The organism is Nonomuraea sp. NPDC003201, from assembly GCF_053590415.1.
On record NZ_JBSFTC010000034.1, the window covers coordinates 1 to 15,582 of the forward strand.

Sequence of the window (15,582 nt, forward strand, 5' to 3'; positions counted from 1 at the left end):
ACGCCGCGCCGCCACGTCACGCCGCCACGTCACGTCACGCCGCACGGCTGGGCCGCTCACGCCATCGCTCCGCGCAGCCCGCCGCGCCCCTTCTCCACGCGATGCGTGCCGCGCCACCCCATCCGCCGCGCCATTCGCGCGCCCAGTGGGACGGCCGGCCGCCTGGGGCACCCCGTTGTCCAGTGTGCGGGTCCATCACCATCCAGCAGGGCGGCGCGGCGGGAGCGTCGTAGGGTCGTCCCGCCACACCCCTGGGGAAACCCGGGTCAGGGCATCTGGGTCAGCCGGTCGAGGATCTCGGCCAGGATCGCCTCCGTGGTGGCGAAGTTCAGCCGGACGTAGTGCTCACCGCCAGGCCCGAAGACCGCACCGTCGACCAGCCGCACCCTGGCCTCCCGCTCGTACACCTCCGCCATTCCCGGCCGCCCCACGTTCAGCCACGCCAGGTACGTGGCCTGCGGAACCCGATAGCCGACCGACGCCGGCAGCCGGGAGGCGATGATGCGGCGGTTGCGGTCCAGCAGGGCGCGGGTCGACTCCAGCCAGGCGTCCCCGTGCCGCCATGCCGCCACCGTGGCCTCCACGCCGAAGAGGTTCGCCGAGCCGTACACGAAGGGCGGTTGCGCCTCCAGGGCCTTGCGGACGCCCGCGTGTCCCAGGTGGGCCACCGAGCAGCGGATGCCGCCCAGGTTGAACGCCTTCGTGGCGGACGTGAGCGTGACGGTGCGTTCGGGGAGGATCGTGGCGAACGGGATGTGCTGGTGCGGCTCGAACGTGAGGTCCGCGTGGATCTCGTCCGCGATGACCAGCAGGTCGTGGCGTTCGACGTGCTCGGCCAGCTTCGTCAGCTCCTCGCGGGTGAACGAGCGGCCGGTCGGGTTGTGCGGATTGACCAACAGGAGCACCCGGCAGCCCGACAGGTCGGGCACCTCGAAGCGCCACGCGTCCCCGTCGGGCTCCAGCTGGATCGGATGAAGGGGCCGTTCCATGACCTTCAGCGTCTCCAGGAACGGATGGTAGGCCGGGGTGTGCAACGCGACCCCGTCGCCCGGCCGGGTCCAGACTTGGAGGAGGACCTGGAGCGCCTGGTTGAGGTCGTTGAACGAGCGTACGAGCGAGGGATCGGCCTGCCAGCCGTACCGGTTCGTCATGCGTTCGGCGAACGCCTCGGCCAGCGGCCCGGCTGAGGGCTGTTCGAGCCAGGTCGGGTAGCCCAGGTCGCCGGCGGCCCGCCGCCGCAGTGCCTCGATCACCTCGGGAGCGGTGGACAGGTCCATGTCGGCGACCCAGGCGGGGATGACGCCCGGCGGGACTTCTGACCACTTGATGCCATCGTGGGATGTCTTGAGGTCTTCAGGGGTATATGCCTCATTCACGCGGCAATTCTAGGATTATTGATTGTGATGAGGTGGCGAGGCCGCTTATGGGAGGCTGGACGGCGATGATGTCTAACCCCAAGGTCGATGCCATTGTCGAGACCTACCTGTCGGTGGCCGACGCGGAGGCTCCCGGGCTCGTGGAGGGTCTCTATCTGGAGGGCTCGGCGGCGCTGGGCGACTACCGGCCCGGCGCGAGCGACGTGGACTTCGTCGCGGTGACGGCCTCGGAGGCGCCGTTCGGGGTGGTGGAGCGCATTCACGCCCGGCTGGGCGCGTACCCGTTCGAGGGCTGCTACCTCACGTGGGACGACCTCGGCCGGGACCCCGCTGAGCTGGGGACGCGTCCCCGGGCACACGCGGGGAAGATCAACCCGCGGGGCGCTCTCAATCCGGTCACCTGGCACACGCTGGCCCAGAACGGCCTGACCTGCCGCGGCCCCAAGCCGGACGAGCTCGATATCTGGCACGATCCAGCGGCCCTCGCGGCCTGGACCGACGGCAACCTCGACCGGTACTGGCGCCGCCTGGTGGCCAGGGCCTCCCACCTGGCCTCGCCTTGGGGGCTGGCCTGTCTCGGCGGCTACAACACGGTCTGGGTCGTCACGGGCGTCGCCCGGCTGCACTACACGCTGGCGACCGGCGAGATCACCTCCAAGTCGGGGGCCGGGCAGTACGCGTTGGCGGTGTTCCCCGAGCGCTGGCACCGGGTGGTGAACGAGGCGCTACGCCTGCGCGAGGAGGACGAGACCGCGCTGCCGACGCTCTCGGGCGCGGTCAGCGGGCTGAGCGAGCACTTCGGCACCCCCCGCAAGTCCCTGTACGGCTCGCCGTTCGAACGGCGGCGCGACGTGCTCGCCTTCGCCAACCAGGCGATCATGGCCGCACACGAGCTGTACGCGGCCCGTTAGAAGCCGCAGGACCGGCGCCGAGCTTCAGCCGGTGCCGCACGCGGGCGGCGACTCGAGGGTCGAGCAGAACGACGGGTCGAGCGCCTTCAAGGGCAGCGCGAGCTTCGTGCTGGAGCGAGCGGGGCAGTGCGGCGACTTCCGGGCACTGCGGGTGCGGCGAAGGATGGGGTGGCGGCGAAACGGTGCGACGCCGAGACCGAGTTCCGCGCCAGTGCCCGATGGTCGGGTGGCGAGACGGTGCGATGCTGAGACCGAGTTCCGCGGCATGGACCGATGCCGAGACTGAGTTCGGCGCCAACGTCCGATGGCGGGGTGGCGACACGATGCGATGCCGGTGTTGGGTGGCCTTGGGCGCCGCGACCGACAACATGGGACTGAATGGTGACCCCCGGACGGCTCAGTCCTCAGGGGCATGGCCTCCCTCGCCGGGTCCGGATGGCCGGTGACGAGGCTTCGGCCCGAGGGCGAGGTGGGGTTGGAGCCGTACGTACCCCATGAACAGGTGTGTTTCGGCGCGCGCCGGAACGCGGCGCGAGCGATAGGACGCGCGCCCGAGACCCCTTTCGGGCCCTGACCGCTGCTAGAGCCGGCGCAGGACCGCCACGACCTTGCCCAGGACGCTGGCCTCGTCGCCGGGGATGGGCTCGTAGTTGGGGTTGTGGGGGACGAGCCAGACATGGCCGTCCTTGCGCTTGAAGGTCTTGACGGTGGCCTCACCCTCGATCATGGCGGCCACGATGTCGCCGCTCTCCGCCACCGGCTGCTGGCGGACGACCACCCAGTCGCCGTCGGCGATGGCGGCCTCGATCATCGAGTCACCGGCGACCTGCAGGAGGAACAGGGTGCCCTCGCCGACGAGCTGCTTGGGCAGCGCGAAGACGTCTTCCACGCTCTCCTCGGCCAGGATCGGACCACCGGCGGCGATGCGGCCGACGAGCGGGACATAGGCGGCCGTGGGGCGGTTGATCGTGGGCTCTTCGTCGGTCGCGTCAGGGTCAACCCACAGCACGGGCTCGCCCGGGAGGCGCACTTCGAGCGCGCGCGGCCGGTGCGGGTCGCGACGCAGGTAACCCTTGCGCTGAAGCGCCGTCAACTGGTGCGACACGCTCGACGTGCTGGTCAGCTGGACCGCCTCGCCGATCTCGCGCATGGAGGGCGGATAACCGCGCTGCTGCACCGAGTCGCGGATGACTTCAAGGATCTTGCGCTGCCTGGGCGTCAGGCCCAGAGAGTCGCGCCGGCGCACCGCGAGGTCGCTGACCCCGTTTGCGCCTTCCTGCTCGCTCATGCTCTTCCTCCTCGCCTGGCGGCCCGCCTCACCGGCGCACCTCCCGGTCTGTGGTCCCAATGTCGCACACAGCGACCGTATCGCTGTTGAAGATCATCTTCAAACAATTGTTCGAGTCTTCCTCGAAATTGTCGCCAGCGTGGTGTACAACATCGTACGGGAGTTCGATCGACACCGTGTTCGATTTGCTGATCTTTATTTGGCCTTTTCCTCGGGCTGCACGGCAGGAGGTCAACCATGCGAACGCCCACAAATACCGACACGACCAGCCAAGACGCCAAACGACTCACACTCATCGCCGACGCCACGCAGGGTAACGATCGACGGGGAGACAATACGCGGGCTGAGGCCGGTTCCCGCGAGAATTCGGGGAAGAGGTTGGGGCCCCGCACGACTCATGGTGGAAGGCCCCATTTGCGATTGGTGCCGCCGCCGCGTCCGGGTTCCGACGCGGACGCCACCGTACCGCCGGGCAGGGGAGGAGCCCGTGCGGACGAGGGCGACGAAACGGTGGCCGGCCGGAGATCCGGCGCAGACAGAGACCAACGGCGCTCGGGCGGGGGCGCCGATGCCGGGCGGGGGACGAGGGTGAACGATCGGGGTGCACGCGCGCCTGCGGGCGACGCGCGGTCGCGGGCGCGCGGACCAGGAGGCTCCGGGACGAGAGAAGCGGGCGGCGCCGTCGGTCCTCGAGGTGGCGTCCAGTCCGCCGCGGGAGACGCACGCGGCGGTCGGCGCACCGCGCAGATCGCGGGGAGAGACGTCGAGGGTGCTGAGGGAGAGGTTCTCGGTCTCGGGGGTGGTGTCCGGGGCTCCGGGGAAGGCGTTCGCGGTGTCCGGGGCCTGGCCCGGAGCACTGGGGAAGGCGCGCGCAGTCCCCGGGGTCCCGCCCGGAGAGCCGTGAGAAAGGCCCTTGGCTCCAGGGGTGGCGTCCGGAAGGCCGTCGGAAAGATCCTTGGCCCCAGGGGCGGTGCCCGGAGCGCCGGGGGAAAGGACTTCGGTCCCGGGGGTGATGGCCGAAGTGCTGGAAAGGGCGTTCGCGGCGGTCGTCGTACCGCCCAGGGTGCTGGGCAAGGTGTTCGCAGCTCGCTGAGTGGTGCCCGGAGTGCGGGGGGAGGCGTTCGCGGTCCCCAGGATGGCGTCCAGGGTGCTGATGGGGACGCTCGGGAGCCCTTGGGTGAGGCCCAAGGTGCTGGCGGGGACGTGCGGGGGCTCCGGAGCGGTGTCCGAGGAGCTGGCAGGGACGTTCGGGGTGCCCGGCGTGGCGCCCAGGGTGCTGGGGGAGGCGTTCGTGGTGTTCGGAGTGGGGGTGTCCCGGGGGTAGGGAAGGGCGTTCGGGGTGCTGGCGGGGGTGACCGGGCTGCGCGGGGAGGCGTCGTCCGGGCCGGCCGATCGCGGCGTGGCACAGGTGGCGGGCGGTGGGGATCTCGGCGGTGGGGCCGTCGGGTGGCGAGGTGGCGCGCGCGGCGGGCGTTGGCGCGCGTGCGTCGGCGGTCCGCTCCGCCGTTGCGGCTGACCCGGCGCGGGCGGGTCGTGCTGGTGGCCGTCGTGGCGTTGCTGTCGCTCGGCGGGTTCTGGCTCGGTACGCGTGCGGTGGGGCAGGCGGCGGTGCAGGTCGTCGTTACCAGCCATGCGGGGTTGCCGTGGGTGGAGGTGCGCGACGGTGACACGCTCTGGGCCATCGGGGAGGCGCTCTCCCAAGGGGACGATCCTGGCCCTGTGGTGGAGGAGATCAAGCGCCTGAACGGCCTGTCGGACTCCCCCATTCGCCCGGGCACCCGCCTGTACGTCCCGAGCGACACCGCCGCCTTACGCTGACCGCCCGACTCGCGGGTGCGTCCGGCCTGCCAGTTCGCCTGAGCTGTGAGTTCGCTCGGCTCGCAAGTCCGCCCAGACCGCCAGCTCGGCTGGCCCGCCAGCCCGCCCAGGCCGTCGGTTCGCGCAGGCTGTCGGTTCGCGCAGGCTGTCGGTTCGCGCAGGCTGCTGGTCCGCCCGGGCTGCTGGTCCGCACGGGTCGCTGGGCTGCCGGTCTCCCGGGTCGCAATCCTGCTTCGGGCTCTGAGTCTGCTCGGGCCGCCAGTTCGGCTGGGCTGTGAGTCTGCTCGCGCTGCGAGTCCACTGGGGCCGCCAGGCCGCTCGAACCGTGAGTACGCTCGGGCCGCTGGTCCGCTCGGGTTGTAAGTGTGCGGGCCACTGGGGTGCGGCGCTGTCCGGTCGGGTTGTGGGCGCGCTCGGCCTGGAGGTCTGGTGGGGTCGCCAGGCAGTTCGGACGGTGATTGACGATCGAGACGCTGGTCCACTTGGGCTGCGAGTCCGCTCGAAACCGCGAGCGCTCGAGCCGCCGGTCCGCTCGGACCGTGATTGCGACCGAGCCGCCGGTCCGCTCGAAACCGTGAGTCCGTCCGGACCGTGATTGCGACCGAGCCGCCGGTCCGCTCGAAACCGTGGGTCCGTCCGGGCCGTGAGTCCGCGCGTGGGAGCGCGCGTCGGCAGGATGCTCGGGTGTGACTGGCTGGCGGTGTGTCGCACCGGGGTGCGGAGTTGCCTGGCGGTGGGGGCCGGGTCGGGGCATGGGAACGGTTACCCGTGGGTCCGTTGGCGTTGCGAGGCTGTCCGGTTGTGAGGTGGTTTGGGGGGTGCGGTGGTGGGCTGGTGGGGGAAGGTTTGGGGGTTGGGTACCGTTGTGAGGTTTGTTCACGAACGGGCGCGTAAGCAACTCGTGTGACGCCTCCAGCAGCACAAAGATCACCTCGACGGGGCGACACGCCCAAGCTCCCGCGGTGACGGCGGGCTGATCAGCGACTTCGGTTCGATGGGCTTGCTCAACTTGCGTTCATGGTCGCTCGCTTCTACGGTTGGACCACAACATCTAGTAGTTACACCGATGTAGTTCACCACACCTTGTGTTTTATGTACCGCTCCACGGCTTGCCGTGGAGCGTGCGCGAGCGTCCCTCGACGGCGGTTTCGCGGCGGGTGGTGACCGCAGGTCTAGGAGGCGAAGCGTGCACTGTCCGTTCTGTCGCCACCCTGACACGAGGGTCATCGACAGCCGCTCCACGGATGACGGCGCGGCCATCAGGCGACGCCGCACCTGTCCCGAGTGCGGGCGCAGGTTCACCACGCAGGAGACCGTACTGCTGATGGTGAGCAAGCGCAGCGGAGTGACAGAGCCGTTCTCGAGGGACAAGGTCGTCGCGGGCGTGCGGCGAGCCTGTCAGGGCAGACCGGTGGGCGAGGATTCGCTGGCGCAGCTCGGGCAGCGGGTGGAGGAGGCCATCAGGGCCAAGGGCGCGGCCGAGATCCCCTCCAACGAGGTGGGGTTGGCCATCCTGGGCCCGTTGCGGGACCTCGACGAGGTGGCCTACCTGCGGTTTGCATCGGTATATCGCGGTTTCGAGAGCCTGGCGGACTTCGAGGCCGAGATCTCACAGTTGAAGGCGGAGAAGGGGGAGTCATGACGGAGACGGCCAGCGGTTCAGTCGCGCGCGGGGGGAAGCGTCCGCGTAAGGGACTGAAGATGAAGAGGATCTTCACCAAGCCCGGCGTGCACCCGTATGACGAGATCCAGTGGGAGCGCCGCGACGTCGTCATGACGAACTGGCGCGACGGCTCGGTCAATTTTGAGCAGCGGGGCGTCGAGTTTCCCGAGTTCTGGTCGGTCAACGCGGCCAACATCGTGACGACCAAGTACTTCCGCGGGGCCGTGGGCACCCCGCAGCGCGAGTGGAGCCTGAAGCAGCTGATCGACCGGGTCGTCGGCGTCTACACCAGGACGGGGATCGAGCACGGCTACTTCGCCAGTGACGAGGACGCCGAGATCTTCGATCACGAGCTCAAGCACGCGCTGGCGCACCAGGTGTTCGCGTTCAACTCGCCGGTCTGGTTCAACGTGGGCACCAAGTCGCCCCAGCAGGTGAGCGCCTGCTTCATCCTCTCGGTGGACGACCAGATGGAGTCGATCCTCGAGTGGTACAAGGAAGAGGGCGTGATCTTCAAGGGCGGCTCGGGCTCGGGTGTCAACCTGTCCCGCATCCGTTCCTCGAAGGAGCTGCTGTCGAGCGGCGGCACGGCCAGCGGCCCGGTGAGCTTCATGCGCGGCGCCGACGCGTCCGCGGGGACGATCAAGTCCGGCGGCGCCACCCGCCGGGCGGCCAAGATGGTCGTGCTCGACGTCGACCACCCCGACATCGAGGAGTTCATCGAGACCAAGGCGCGCGAAGAGGACAAGGTCCGCGCGCTGCGTGACGCCGGTTTCGACATGGACCTGGGCGGCAAGGACATCGTCTCCGTCCAGTACCAGAACGCCAACAACTCCGTGCGCGTCTCCGACGAGTTCATGCGCGCCGTGGACAAGGGCGAGAAGTTCGGCCTGCGTGCCCGCCTGACCGGCGAGGTCATCGAGACGGTCGACGCCCAGGAGCTCTTCCGCAAGATGGCCAAGGCCGCCTGGGAGTGCGCCGACCCGGGCGTGCAGTACGACGACACGATCAACGACTGGCACACCACCCCCGAGACGGGGCGGATCACGGCCAGCAACCCGTGCTCCGAGTACGTCCACCTGGACAACTCCTCCTGCAACCTGGCCAGCATCAATCTGCTGAAGTTCCTGAAGGACGACAACTCCTTCGACGTCCCCAACTTCGTCAAGCTGACCGAGCTGATCATCACCGCGATGGACATCTCGATCACGTTCGCGGACTTCCCGACCGAGAAGATCGGCGAGACCTCGCGGGCGTACCGTCAGCTCGGCATCGGCTACGCCAACCTCGGCGCGCTGCTCATGGCGACGGGCCACGCCTACGACTCCGACGGCGGCCGCGCCGTGGCCGGGGCGATCACGTCGCTGATGACGGGCGTGTCCTACCGCCGCAGCGCCGAGCTGGCCGCGGTGGTCGGCCCGTACGACGGATATGCCAGGAACGCCGAGCCGCACAAGCGCGTCATGCGCAAGCACGCGGCGGCCAACGACGACCTGCGCACCGTCGGCTCCATGGACGCGAAGATCCACTCCGAGGCGTCCCGTCAGTGGTCGGAGTGCCTCAAGCTCGGCGAGAAGAACGGCTACCGCAACGCCCAGGCCAGCCTGCTGGCCCCCACGGGCACCATCGGCCTGATGATGGACTGCGACACCACCGGCATCGAGCCGGACCTGGCGCTGGTCAAGTTCAAGAAGCTCGTCGGCGGCGGCTCCATGCAGATCGTCAACCAGACGATCCCGCGGGCGCTCAAGCAGCTCGGCTACCAGCAGGAGCAGATCGAGGCCATCGTCGAGTACATCGGCGAGCACAGCCACGTCGTCGACGCGCCCGGCCTGCGCCAGGAGCACTACGAGGTGTTCGACTGCGCGATGGGCGAGCGGGCGATCGCGCCGATGGGCCACGTGCGCATGATGGCGGCCACGCAGCCGTTCCTGTCGGGGGCCATCTCCAAGACGGTCAACCTGCCCGAGTCGGCCACGATCGACGACATCGAGCAGGTCTACCAGGAGGGCTGGAAGCTGGGGCTCAAGGCCCTGGCCGTCTACCGCGACAACTGCAAGGTCGGCCAGCCGCTGTCGGCCGGCAACGGCGCGAAGAAGGACGAGGCCGCCAAGAAGGACGAGGCTGCCAAGGCGGAGCCCGAGGTCAAGGTCATCGAGGTCAACCGGCCGACCCGGCGGCGCATGCCCAACCAGCGGCCGAGCATGACCACCCGCTTCACGGTGGGCGGCGCCAAGGGCTACATGACCGCTTCGTCCTACCCTGACGACGGGCTCGGCGAGGTCTTCCTCAAGATGTCCAAGCAGGGCTCGACGCTGGCGGGCGTCATGGACGCCTTCTCCGTCGCGATCTCGATCGGCCTGCAGTACGGCGTGCCGCTCGAGACGTACATGAGCAAGTTCGTCAACATGCGGTTCGAGCCGGCCGGGATGACGGACGACCCGGACATCCGGATGGCGACGTCGGTGATGGACTACATCTTCCGCCGCCTGGCCCTCGACCACCTGCCCTACGACGAGCGGGCGGCCCTGGGCATCTTCTCGGCGGCCGAGCGCGCCGCGCAGCAGCGCGGCGAGGACCCGGCGGCGCTGCAGGAGACGGTGGACCGCGAGGCGCTGGCCCAGTCGGCGCCCATCGAGGAGAAGCCGAAGGCGGAGGTCGCCGAGCAGTCGCCGGCGGTCAAGGAGCTGACGCTGGAGAGCCACCAGCGCTTCACGGCCGACGCGCCGCTCTGCATGACCTGCGGCACCAAGATGCGGCCGGCGGGGAGCTGCTACGTCTGTGAGGGCTGCGGCTCCACCAGCGGCTGCAGCTAGTCGCGAGATCGGTTGACGGGGCGGGGGCGAGCGGATTGGGCTCGCCTCCGCCCCGTCGTCTCGGGGTGGATCCCGGTGCGGGTCCTCGCGAGGGAATTCTGCTCGCCGCCTGAGCGTGGGGCCATCGTGAGGGTGCTGCGCCCCGCCGTCTGAGGGAGGGGCCTGGTGCGGCTCGTCGTGAGCGGATTCGGCCGGCTGCCTGAAGCGGGGCCGTCGTGAGTGTCTTGGTCTCGCCGCCTGTGCTGCCGGCTCTGTTCGGTGGGTACGTGATCGTCCTCGGCCTGCGTGCTGGGCGTGAGGGAAGTCTGCGTGCTGGGCGTGAGGGAAGTCTGCGTGCTGGGCCTGAGGGAGGCCGGTCGATGACCGGGCCAAGTGTCTCAGTGGGGGGTGGATACGGTCCTGGGAGCGCTCGCGCAGGCCGTGCTCGCCGCCTCAGTCGCTCAGTAGCTCGTCCAGGACGTCCGGCTTGTTGGTGATGATGCCGTCCACCTGGTAATCCAGCATCCGCCGCATGGTGTCCGGGTTGTCCACCGTCCAGGCGAGCACCTGCATGCCGAGGGCGTGCACGCGTCGTACGTACGAGGCCGACAACGAGGTGTACGGCGGGTTGATCTGGTCGGCGAACTTGGCCAGCCCCGGCAGGTCGGCGCTGGACGGCGTGCCGAGCAGCCCGATCGGCACGTCGGGCAGCAGACGGTGGAAGGTCCGCATCGACGCCCAGCTGAACGACTGCACCACCAGCCGCCCCTCCGCCAGCCAGCCGGGGTGGCGGCGCAGCTCGGCGGCGACGCGGGCCTCGATGCCGGGGTAGAGCTCCGGCGCCTTGATCTCCAGCAGCAGGTCCAGCCCCGAGCCGCTCATCTCGCTGAGCGTCTCGTCGAGCGTGGGCACCCGCTCGTCCTCGTACTCGTCGGAGAACCACGAGCCGGCGTCCAGCTTGTCGATCTGGTCGAGCGTGAGATCTCCGACGCGCCACGGCGCATGACCGGGGAAGACCCGCTCGACGTCGGTGGTGCGGGCCAGGGTCGTGTCGTGCATCAGGACCAGTTCGTGGTCCTTGGTCTCCTGGACGTCGAGCTCGAACACATCGGCCCGCTGCTTGTCGGCCAGCTCGAAGGCGGCGATGGTGTTCTCGGGCGCGTACGCGGAGGCGCCCCGGTGCGCGACGTTGACGACGGCGGTGGCCGCCTCGGCAGGGGTCGTCAGGAGGGTGGACGAGATCGCGATCATGACGGCGAGTCGCCTGAACATGGGTCTCCTCGGGTGGGGAGAGACAGTCGACTCGACAGTGACAAGATCTCATGACTGCTGGTTGATGGCAGAGTAACGGCCCGGTGCCCGACCGATGAGCATTCGACACGCGACCCCCGTGCCGGAGGAGCGAATCATGGAGTTCTAGCCTGAATGTCGTGAAGCATGGTGGGATGCTGGCCGTACTCCTGGCGGCCTGGTTCATGGCCCAGTTCGACTTCTTCGTGGTCAACGTGGCCGCTCCCTCCATCGAACGCGACCTGCACGCGGGCCCGGCCGCCCTCGAGCTGATCGTGGGCGGGTACGCCTTCACCTACGCGGCCGGCATGATCACCGGAGGCCGGCTCGGCGACCGCTACGGTTACCGGCGGCTGTTCATCTGGGGCGTGGTCGCGTTCACGATCGCGTCCGTGCTGTGCGGGATGGCCGTCAACCCGGTCCAGCTCGTGGCCGCCCGCCTGCTCCAGGGCCTGGCGGGCGCGGCGATGGTGCCGCAGGTGCTGGCCACGATCTCCGCGGCCTACTCGCCGTCGGAGCGGGGGCACGCCCTCGGCTGGTACGGCGTCGCGGGCGGCCTGGGCTCGATCGCGGGCCAGGTGCTCGGGGGCCTGCTGCTGACCGCCGACACGCTGGGGCTCGGCTGGCGGGTCATCTTCCTGATCAACCTGCCCGTCGGCCTGATCGTGGTGCCGCTGGCCATCTGGCTGCTGCCCGAGGTCGAGACCGCCCGGCGGGCCAGGCTCGACGTGCCCGGCGCGGCGGGCCTGGCCGTCGGGCTGGCTCTGGTGCTGGTGCCGCTCGGCCTGGGCAACAGCCTGGGCTGGCCCGTCTGGGCATGGATCAGCATGGGGGCCGCGGTGCCCGTGTTCGTGCTGACCTGGCGGTGGCAGCAGGCGCTCGGGGCGCGCGGCGGGCAGCCGGTGCTCGACCTGGCGCTGCTCAAGGTCCACTCCTACCTGGCGGGCGTGGGCTCGATCGTCGCGTTCATGGCGTACTTCGCCTCGTTCATGTTCACGCTGACGCTGCTGCTGCAGGGCGGGCTGGGGCTGACGGCCTTCCAGGCGGGGCTGGCGTTCGCGCCAATGGGGGTGCTGTTCTCGGTCACGTCGATCCTGGGGACGCGACTGGTCAGAAGGTACGGGCTGATCGTCGTCGTGATCGGCGGCGTGATCATCGGGCTCGGACTGGCCCTGATGGTGGTCGGGGCCGGGCTGGGCCTGCCGTACATCATGGCCGCGCTCATGCTCGTCGGCACGGGCAACGGGCTGGTCCTGCCGCAGCTCATCGGCGCGGCGCTGGTGGAGGTCGCCCCGCACCAGGCCGGCATCGGGTCGGGCATCCTCAGCACGGCGCAGCAGTTCGCGGGCGCGGGCGGCGTGGCGGTGATCGGCGCGGTCTTCTTCGCGGCGGCGGAAGGGGGGCACCACGTCACTGCCATGCGCTGGTCGGCGGGCATCGACCTGGGGCTCGTCCTCGTCGTGATCGCGTCGGTGGCCTACAACCGCCACCGCGCCGTCGTCACGGAACGGGCAGCGCGGTCCCGTACAAACGCGAGACGCGGATCCTGATCACCAGCCGCCGGTCCTCGACCATCTGCCGCAGGAAGGCGTACGGGTCGTCCATGCGCTGCTGCATCGCGAGGAGCTCCATGCCCACCTCGTCGCCCGGCTCGGCGCTCACCGGCGACAGCTCCGCCTGGCCCTCGGCGACGGCGTAGGACCAGAAGTCGTCGCTGGCCACGTAGAGGGCGCAGCGCGGGTCCTTGTGGAGCTGGCGGACCTTGAGCCGATCGGCGATCGTGGAGATCCGCACCACGAGCTGGTCGGGGTCCCAGGTGTACAGGACGGTGGACAGGTGAGGGTGGCCGCTGCTCTTGTTGGTTGCCAGCGAGCCGAAGCGCTGCCCGGCCAGCAGCTGCGAGAGCTCCTCGTCGCCGAGGGACTGGGGGGCCGGGCCCGCGCCTGGCCCGTACGTTTGCGACATGCATCCTCTCCCTCGTGCAAATCCTGAAATATCAGCCTATCCCCATGTCACCCGGCCCTGGAGGACCCGATGCGCACGGGTTCGGCGACCCGCCCACCGGTAGGTTACGAGTCATGAATTTTGCTATTACCAGCGGATACGTTGTGCCGATCGACGGCGACCCCATCGACGGCGGCACCGTACTCGTCCAGGACGGGAAGATCACCGCCGTCGGCCGGGACGTGGCCGTGCCCGAGGGGACCCCCGTCGTGGACGCCGCCGGCGGCTGGGTGCTGCCCGGCTTCGTCGAGGCCCACGGGCACCTCGGCGTGTACGAGGAGGCCGAGGGCTGGGCCGGCCAGGACACCAACGAGATGACCGACCCGAACGGCGCCCGCCTGCGCGCCCTCGACGCCATCAACCCCGCCGACCTGGCCTTCGCCGACGCGCTGTCCGGCGGCGTGACGACCGCGGTGATCAAGCCGGGCTCCGGCAACCCGATCGGCGGCCAGACGGTCGCGATCAAGTGCTGGGGCAGGTCCGTGGACGAGATGCTGGTCAAGGAGCCGGCCAGCGTCAAGAGCGCGCTCGGCGAGAACCCCAAGCGCGTGTACGGCGACCAGAAGAAGCTGCCGTCCACCCGGCAGGGCGTGGCCGCCGTGATCCGGGACGCGTTCATGAAGGCGCAGGACTACAAGGCCAGGCGGGCGGCGGCCGCCGATGAGGGCAAGCCGTTCGACCGGGACGGCACGCTGGAGATCCTGGTCCGCGTGCTGGACGGCGAACTGCCCTGGTGCCAGCACACGCACCGGGCCGACGACATCTCCACCGCGCTCAGGCTGGCGGACGAGTTCGGCTACCGGCTGATCATCAACCACGGCACCGACGGCCACCTGCTGGCCGACACCCTGGCCGACCGGGACGTCCCCGTCATCATCGGCCCCCTCTTCACCAGCCGGTCGAAGGTCGAGTTGCGCCGGCGCTCGCTGCGCAACCCGGGCATCCTGGCGCGGGCGGGGGTGCGGCTGGCCATCACCACCGACCATCCCGTCGTGCCGATCCACTTCCTCGTCCACCAGGCCACGCTGGCGGTCAAGGAGGGCCTGGACCCGGCCGAGGCGCTGCGCTCGATCACCCTGAACCCGGCCCGGATCATGGGGATCGACGACCGGGTGGGTGCGCTCCGGCCCGGGCTCGACGGCGACGTCGTGATCTGGTCGGGGGACCCGCTGGACGTCATGAGCCGGGCCCTGCGGGTGTTCGTCTCCGGCCGGGAGGTGTACACCTACGCCGACGGCGAGGCCGTCGTGGCGGATCCGTACTACCGCGAATCAAGTGACCGTTAAGCGGCTGTAGATGCGGGCCGAGCATAGTGGTCGGACCAGCGAAAGGGAGGCACCACGATGCCAGTCCAGCGTCCCAGCAAGGCCCTCTTGATCGGCCTGGTCGTGTCCAGCGCCCTGGCGTTGATCGTGCTGACCGTCATGCTGCTGTCGGGCGGGCCCGTGGGGTTCGGGCTGTCCGCGCTGCTGGGTGTGGCGCCGCTGCCCGTGCTGCTGGCCGCCGTGCTCTCGCTCGACAGGCTGGAGCCCGAGCCGAAGCTGAACCTGGCGTTCGCGTTCGCGTGGGGCGCGGGGGTGGCGATCGTGCTGGGCGTGGGGCTGTCGTTCGTGGGGGAGGCGCTGTTCACCAGGGCCGGGTTCGGCGAGGCGGTCGTCGACGACGTGGGCACCGTCCTGCTGGCCCCCGTGATCGAGGAGGCGCTCAAAGGCTCGGCGTTGCTGCTGCTCCTGCGCAGGCGGCAGGAGATCGACGGGCTGACCGACGGCATCGTGTACGCCTCCATGGCCGGCCTGGGCTTCGCGGCTGTGGAGAACGTCGGCTACTACCTGCTCGCGTACAACGAGGACGGGGCCGGCGGGGCGCTGCAACTGTTCGTGATCAGGGGCCTCATCGACCCGCTCGGCCACCCCATCTACACCTCCATGATCGGCCTCGGTGTCGCCTACGCCCTGACCAGGCGCACCGCGGCCAGGTTCGCCGCGATCCCGCTCGGCTACCTGGGCGCGGTCTTCCTGCACGGCCTCTGGAACGGCTCCGCCACCACGGGCTCCCTGGCCTGGGTGGCCGCCGCGTACCTCGTGATCATGGGGGCGCTCATCCTGCTGATCACCGTGACCGTCATCGAACGCCGCCAGCTCGTCACCAGGATGGGCGTCTACCTGCCCGGCTACCAGCAGACCGGGCTGATCACGGAGGCCGACGTCAGGATGCTCAGCACGCTGTCCGGCCGCAAGGCGGCCCGCAAGTGGGCCAGGGGCGCCGGGCTCGGCCGGGCCATGGGCGACTACCAGCAGGCGGCGACCGAGCTGACCATGCTGCACCTGCGGGCCGAGCGCCAGGGCATGGACCCGGTCCGCTTCGCCGTGGAACGCGACGCGCACCTGGGCATGATGGCGAACGCCCGCCGCTGGTGACCCGGACGCTCCCTGGCAAA

General features: G+C 69.9%; 12 protein-coding genes. 8 read left to right on the top strand and 4 right to left on the bottom strand.

All coding sequences use genetic code 11. The features are described from left to right. Positions 1 to 266: 266 nt before the first annotated feature. Positions 267 to 1,376: a MalY/PatB family protein gene (locus ACWDX9_RS15870; RefSeq protein ID WP_449954000.1), complete on the bottom strand. Its 1,110-nt coding sequence runs from the start codon at positions 1,374 to 1,376 to the stop codon at positions 267 to 269. Positions 1,377 to 1,441: 65 nt separating this feature from the next. On the opposite strand from ACWDX9_RS15870, the gene ACWDX9_RS15875 reads away from it, so the two are divergent. Further along, on the top strand, positions 1,442 to 2,287 hold the full coding sequence (locus ACWDX9_RS15875) for an aminoglycoside adenylyltransferase domain-containing protein (protein ID WP_449954002.1): 846 nt from the start codon (positions 1,442 to 1,444) through the stop codon (positions 2,285 to 2,287). A gap of 580 nt (positions 2,288 to 2,867) precedes the next feature. Here the strand turns inward: ACWDX9_RS15875 and lexA are convergent. After that, complete coding sequence (lexA, locus tag ACWDX9_RS15880; RefSeq protein WP_364258705.1) at positions 2,868 to 3,575, bottom strand: transcriptional repressor LexA; 708 nt, start codon at positions 3,573 to 3,575, stop codon at positions 2,868 to 2,870. Between the two features lie 1,177 nt (positions 3,576 to 4,752). Between lexA and ACWDX9_RS15885 the strand changes: the two genes are divergently transcribed. From ACWDX9_RS15885 to ACWDX9_RS15900, 4 genes are all read left to right on the top strand, one after another. Further along, entirely contained in the window at positions 4,753 to 4,899 is a 147-nt protein-coding gene (locus tag ACWDX9_RS15885) for a hypothetical protein (protein ID WP_449954005.1), read from the top strand. A gap of 182 nt (positions 4,900 to 5,081) precedes the next feature. Continuing rightward, positions 5,082 to 5,393 carry a LysM peptidoglycan-binding domain-containing protein gene (locus ACWDX9_RS15890; RefSeq protein ID WP_449954008.1) on the top strand — a complete coding sequence of 104 codons (312 nt, stop codon included), beginning with the start codon at positions 5,082 to 5,084 and terminating at the stop codon, positions 5,391 to 5,393. A 1,186-nt stretch (positions 5,394 to 6,579) separates the two neighbouring features. Further along, the gene (gene nrdR / locus ACWDX9_RS15895) at positions 6,580 to 7,035 is read left to right on the top strand and encodes a transcriptional regulator NrdR (protein WP_185078046.1); all 456 of its coding nucleotides are present in this window, start codon (positions 6,580 to 6,582) and stop codon (positions 7,033 to 7,035) included. Beyond that, a complete protein-coding gene (locus ACWDX9_RS15900) occupies positions 7,032 to 9,872 on the top strand; it encodes a vitamin B12-dependent ribonucleotide reductase (RefSeq protein ID WP_449954010.1) in 2,841 nt (946 codons plus the stop codon). Before nrdR ends, ACWDX9_RS15900 begins: the two co-directional genes overlap by 4 nt. A 432-nt stretch (positions 9,873 to 10,304) precedes the next feature. Here the strand turns inward: ACWDX9_RS15900 and ACWDX9_RS15905 are convergent, their stop codons facing one another. Beyond that, positions 10,305 to 11,123, bottom strand: a complete 819-nt coding sequence (locus tag ACWDX9_RS15905) for a glycerophosphodiester phosphodiesterase (RefSeq protein ID WP_449954013.1) — start codon at positions 11,121 to 11,123, stop codon at positions 10,305 to 10,307. A 158-nt stretch (positions 11,124 to 11,281) separates the two neighbouring features. Between ACWDX9_RS15905 and ACWDX9_RS15910 the strand changes: the two genes are divergently transcribed. Further along, positions 11,282 to 12,691: an MFS transporter gene (locus tag ACWDX9_RS15910; protein ID WP_449954016.1), complete on the top strand. Its 1,410-nt coding sequence runs from the start codon at positions 11,282 to 11,284 to the stop codon at positions 12,689 to 12,691. Here ACWDX9_RS15910 and ACWDX9_RS15915 read toward each other — a convergent pair. Further along, complete coding sequence (locus tag ACWDX9_RS15915) at positions 12,642 to 13,106, bottom strand: PPOX class F420-dependent oxidoreductase (protein ID WP_449954018.1); 465 nt, start codon at positions 13,104 to 13,106, stop codon at positions 12,642 to 12,644. The two genes, ACWDX9_RS15910 and ACWDX9_RS15915, sit on opposite strands and share 50 nt — an antisense overlap. 113 nt (positions 13,107 to 13,219) lie before the next feature. Here ACWDX9_RS15915 and ACWDX9_RS15920 point away from each other — a divergent pair, with 113 nt between their 5' ends. Both ACWDX9_RS15920 and ACWDX9_RS15925 read left to right on the top strand, forming a co-directional pair. After that, entirely contained in the window at positions 13,220 to 14,431 is a 1,212-nt protein-coding gene (locus tag ACWDX9_RS15920) for an amidohydrolase (RefSeq protein ID WP_350739210.1), read from the top strand. 57 nt (positions 14,432 to 14,488) lie between these two features. Next, entirely contained in the window at positions 14,489 to 15,562 is a 1,074-nt protein-coding gene (locus ACWDX9_RS15925; protein WP_449954020.1) for a PrsW family intramembrane metalloprotease, read from the top strand. The last annotated feature ends 20 nt before the right edge of the window (positions 15,563 to 15,582 follow it).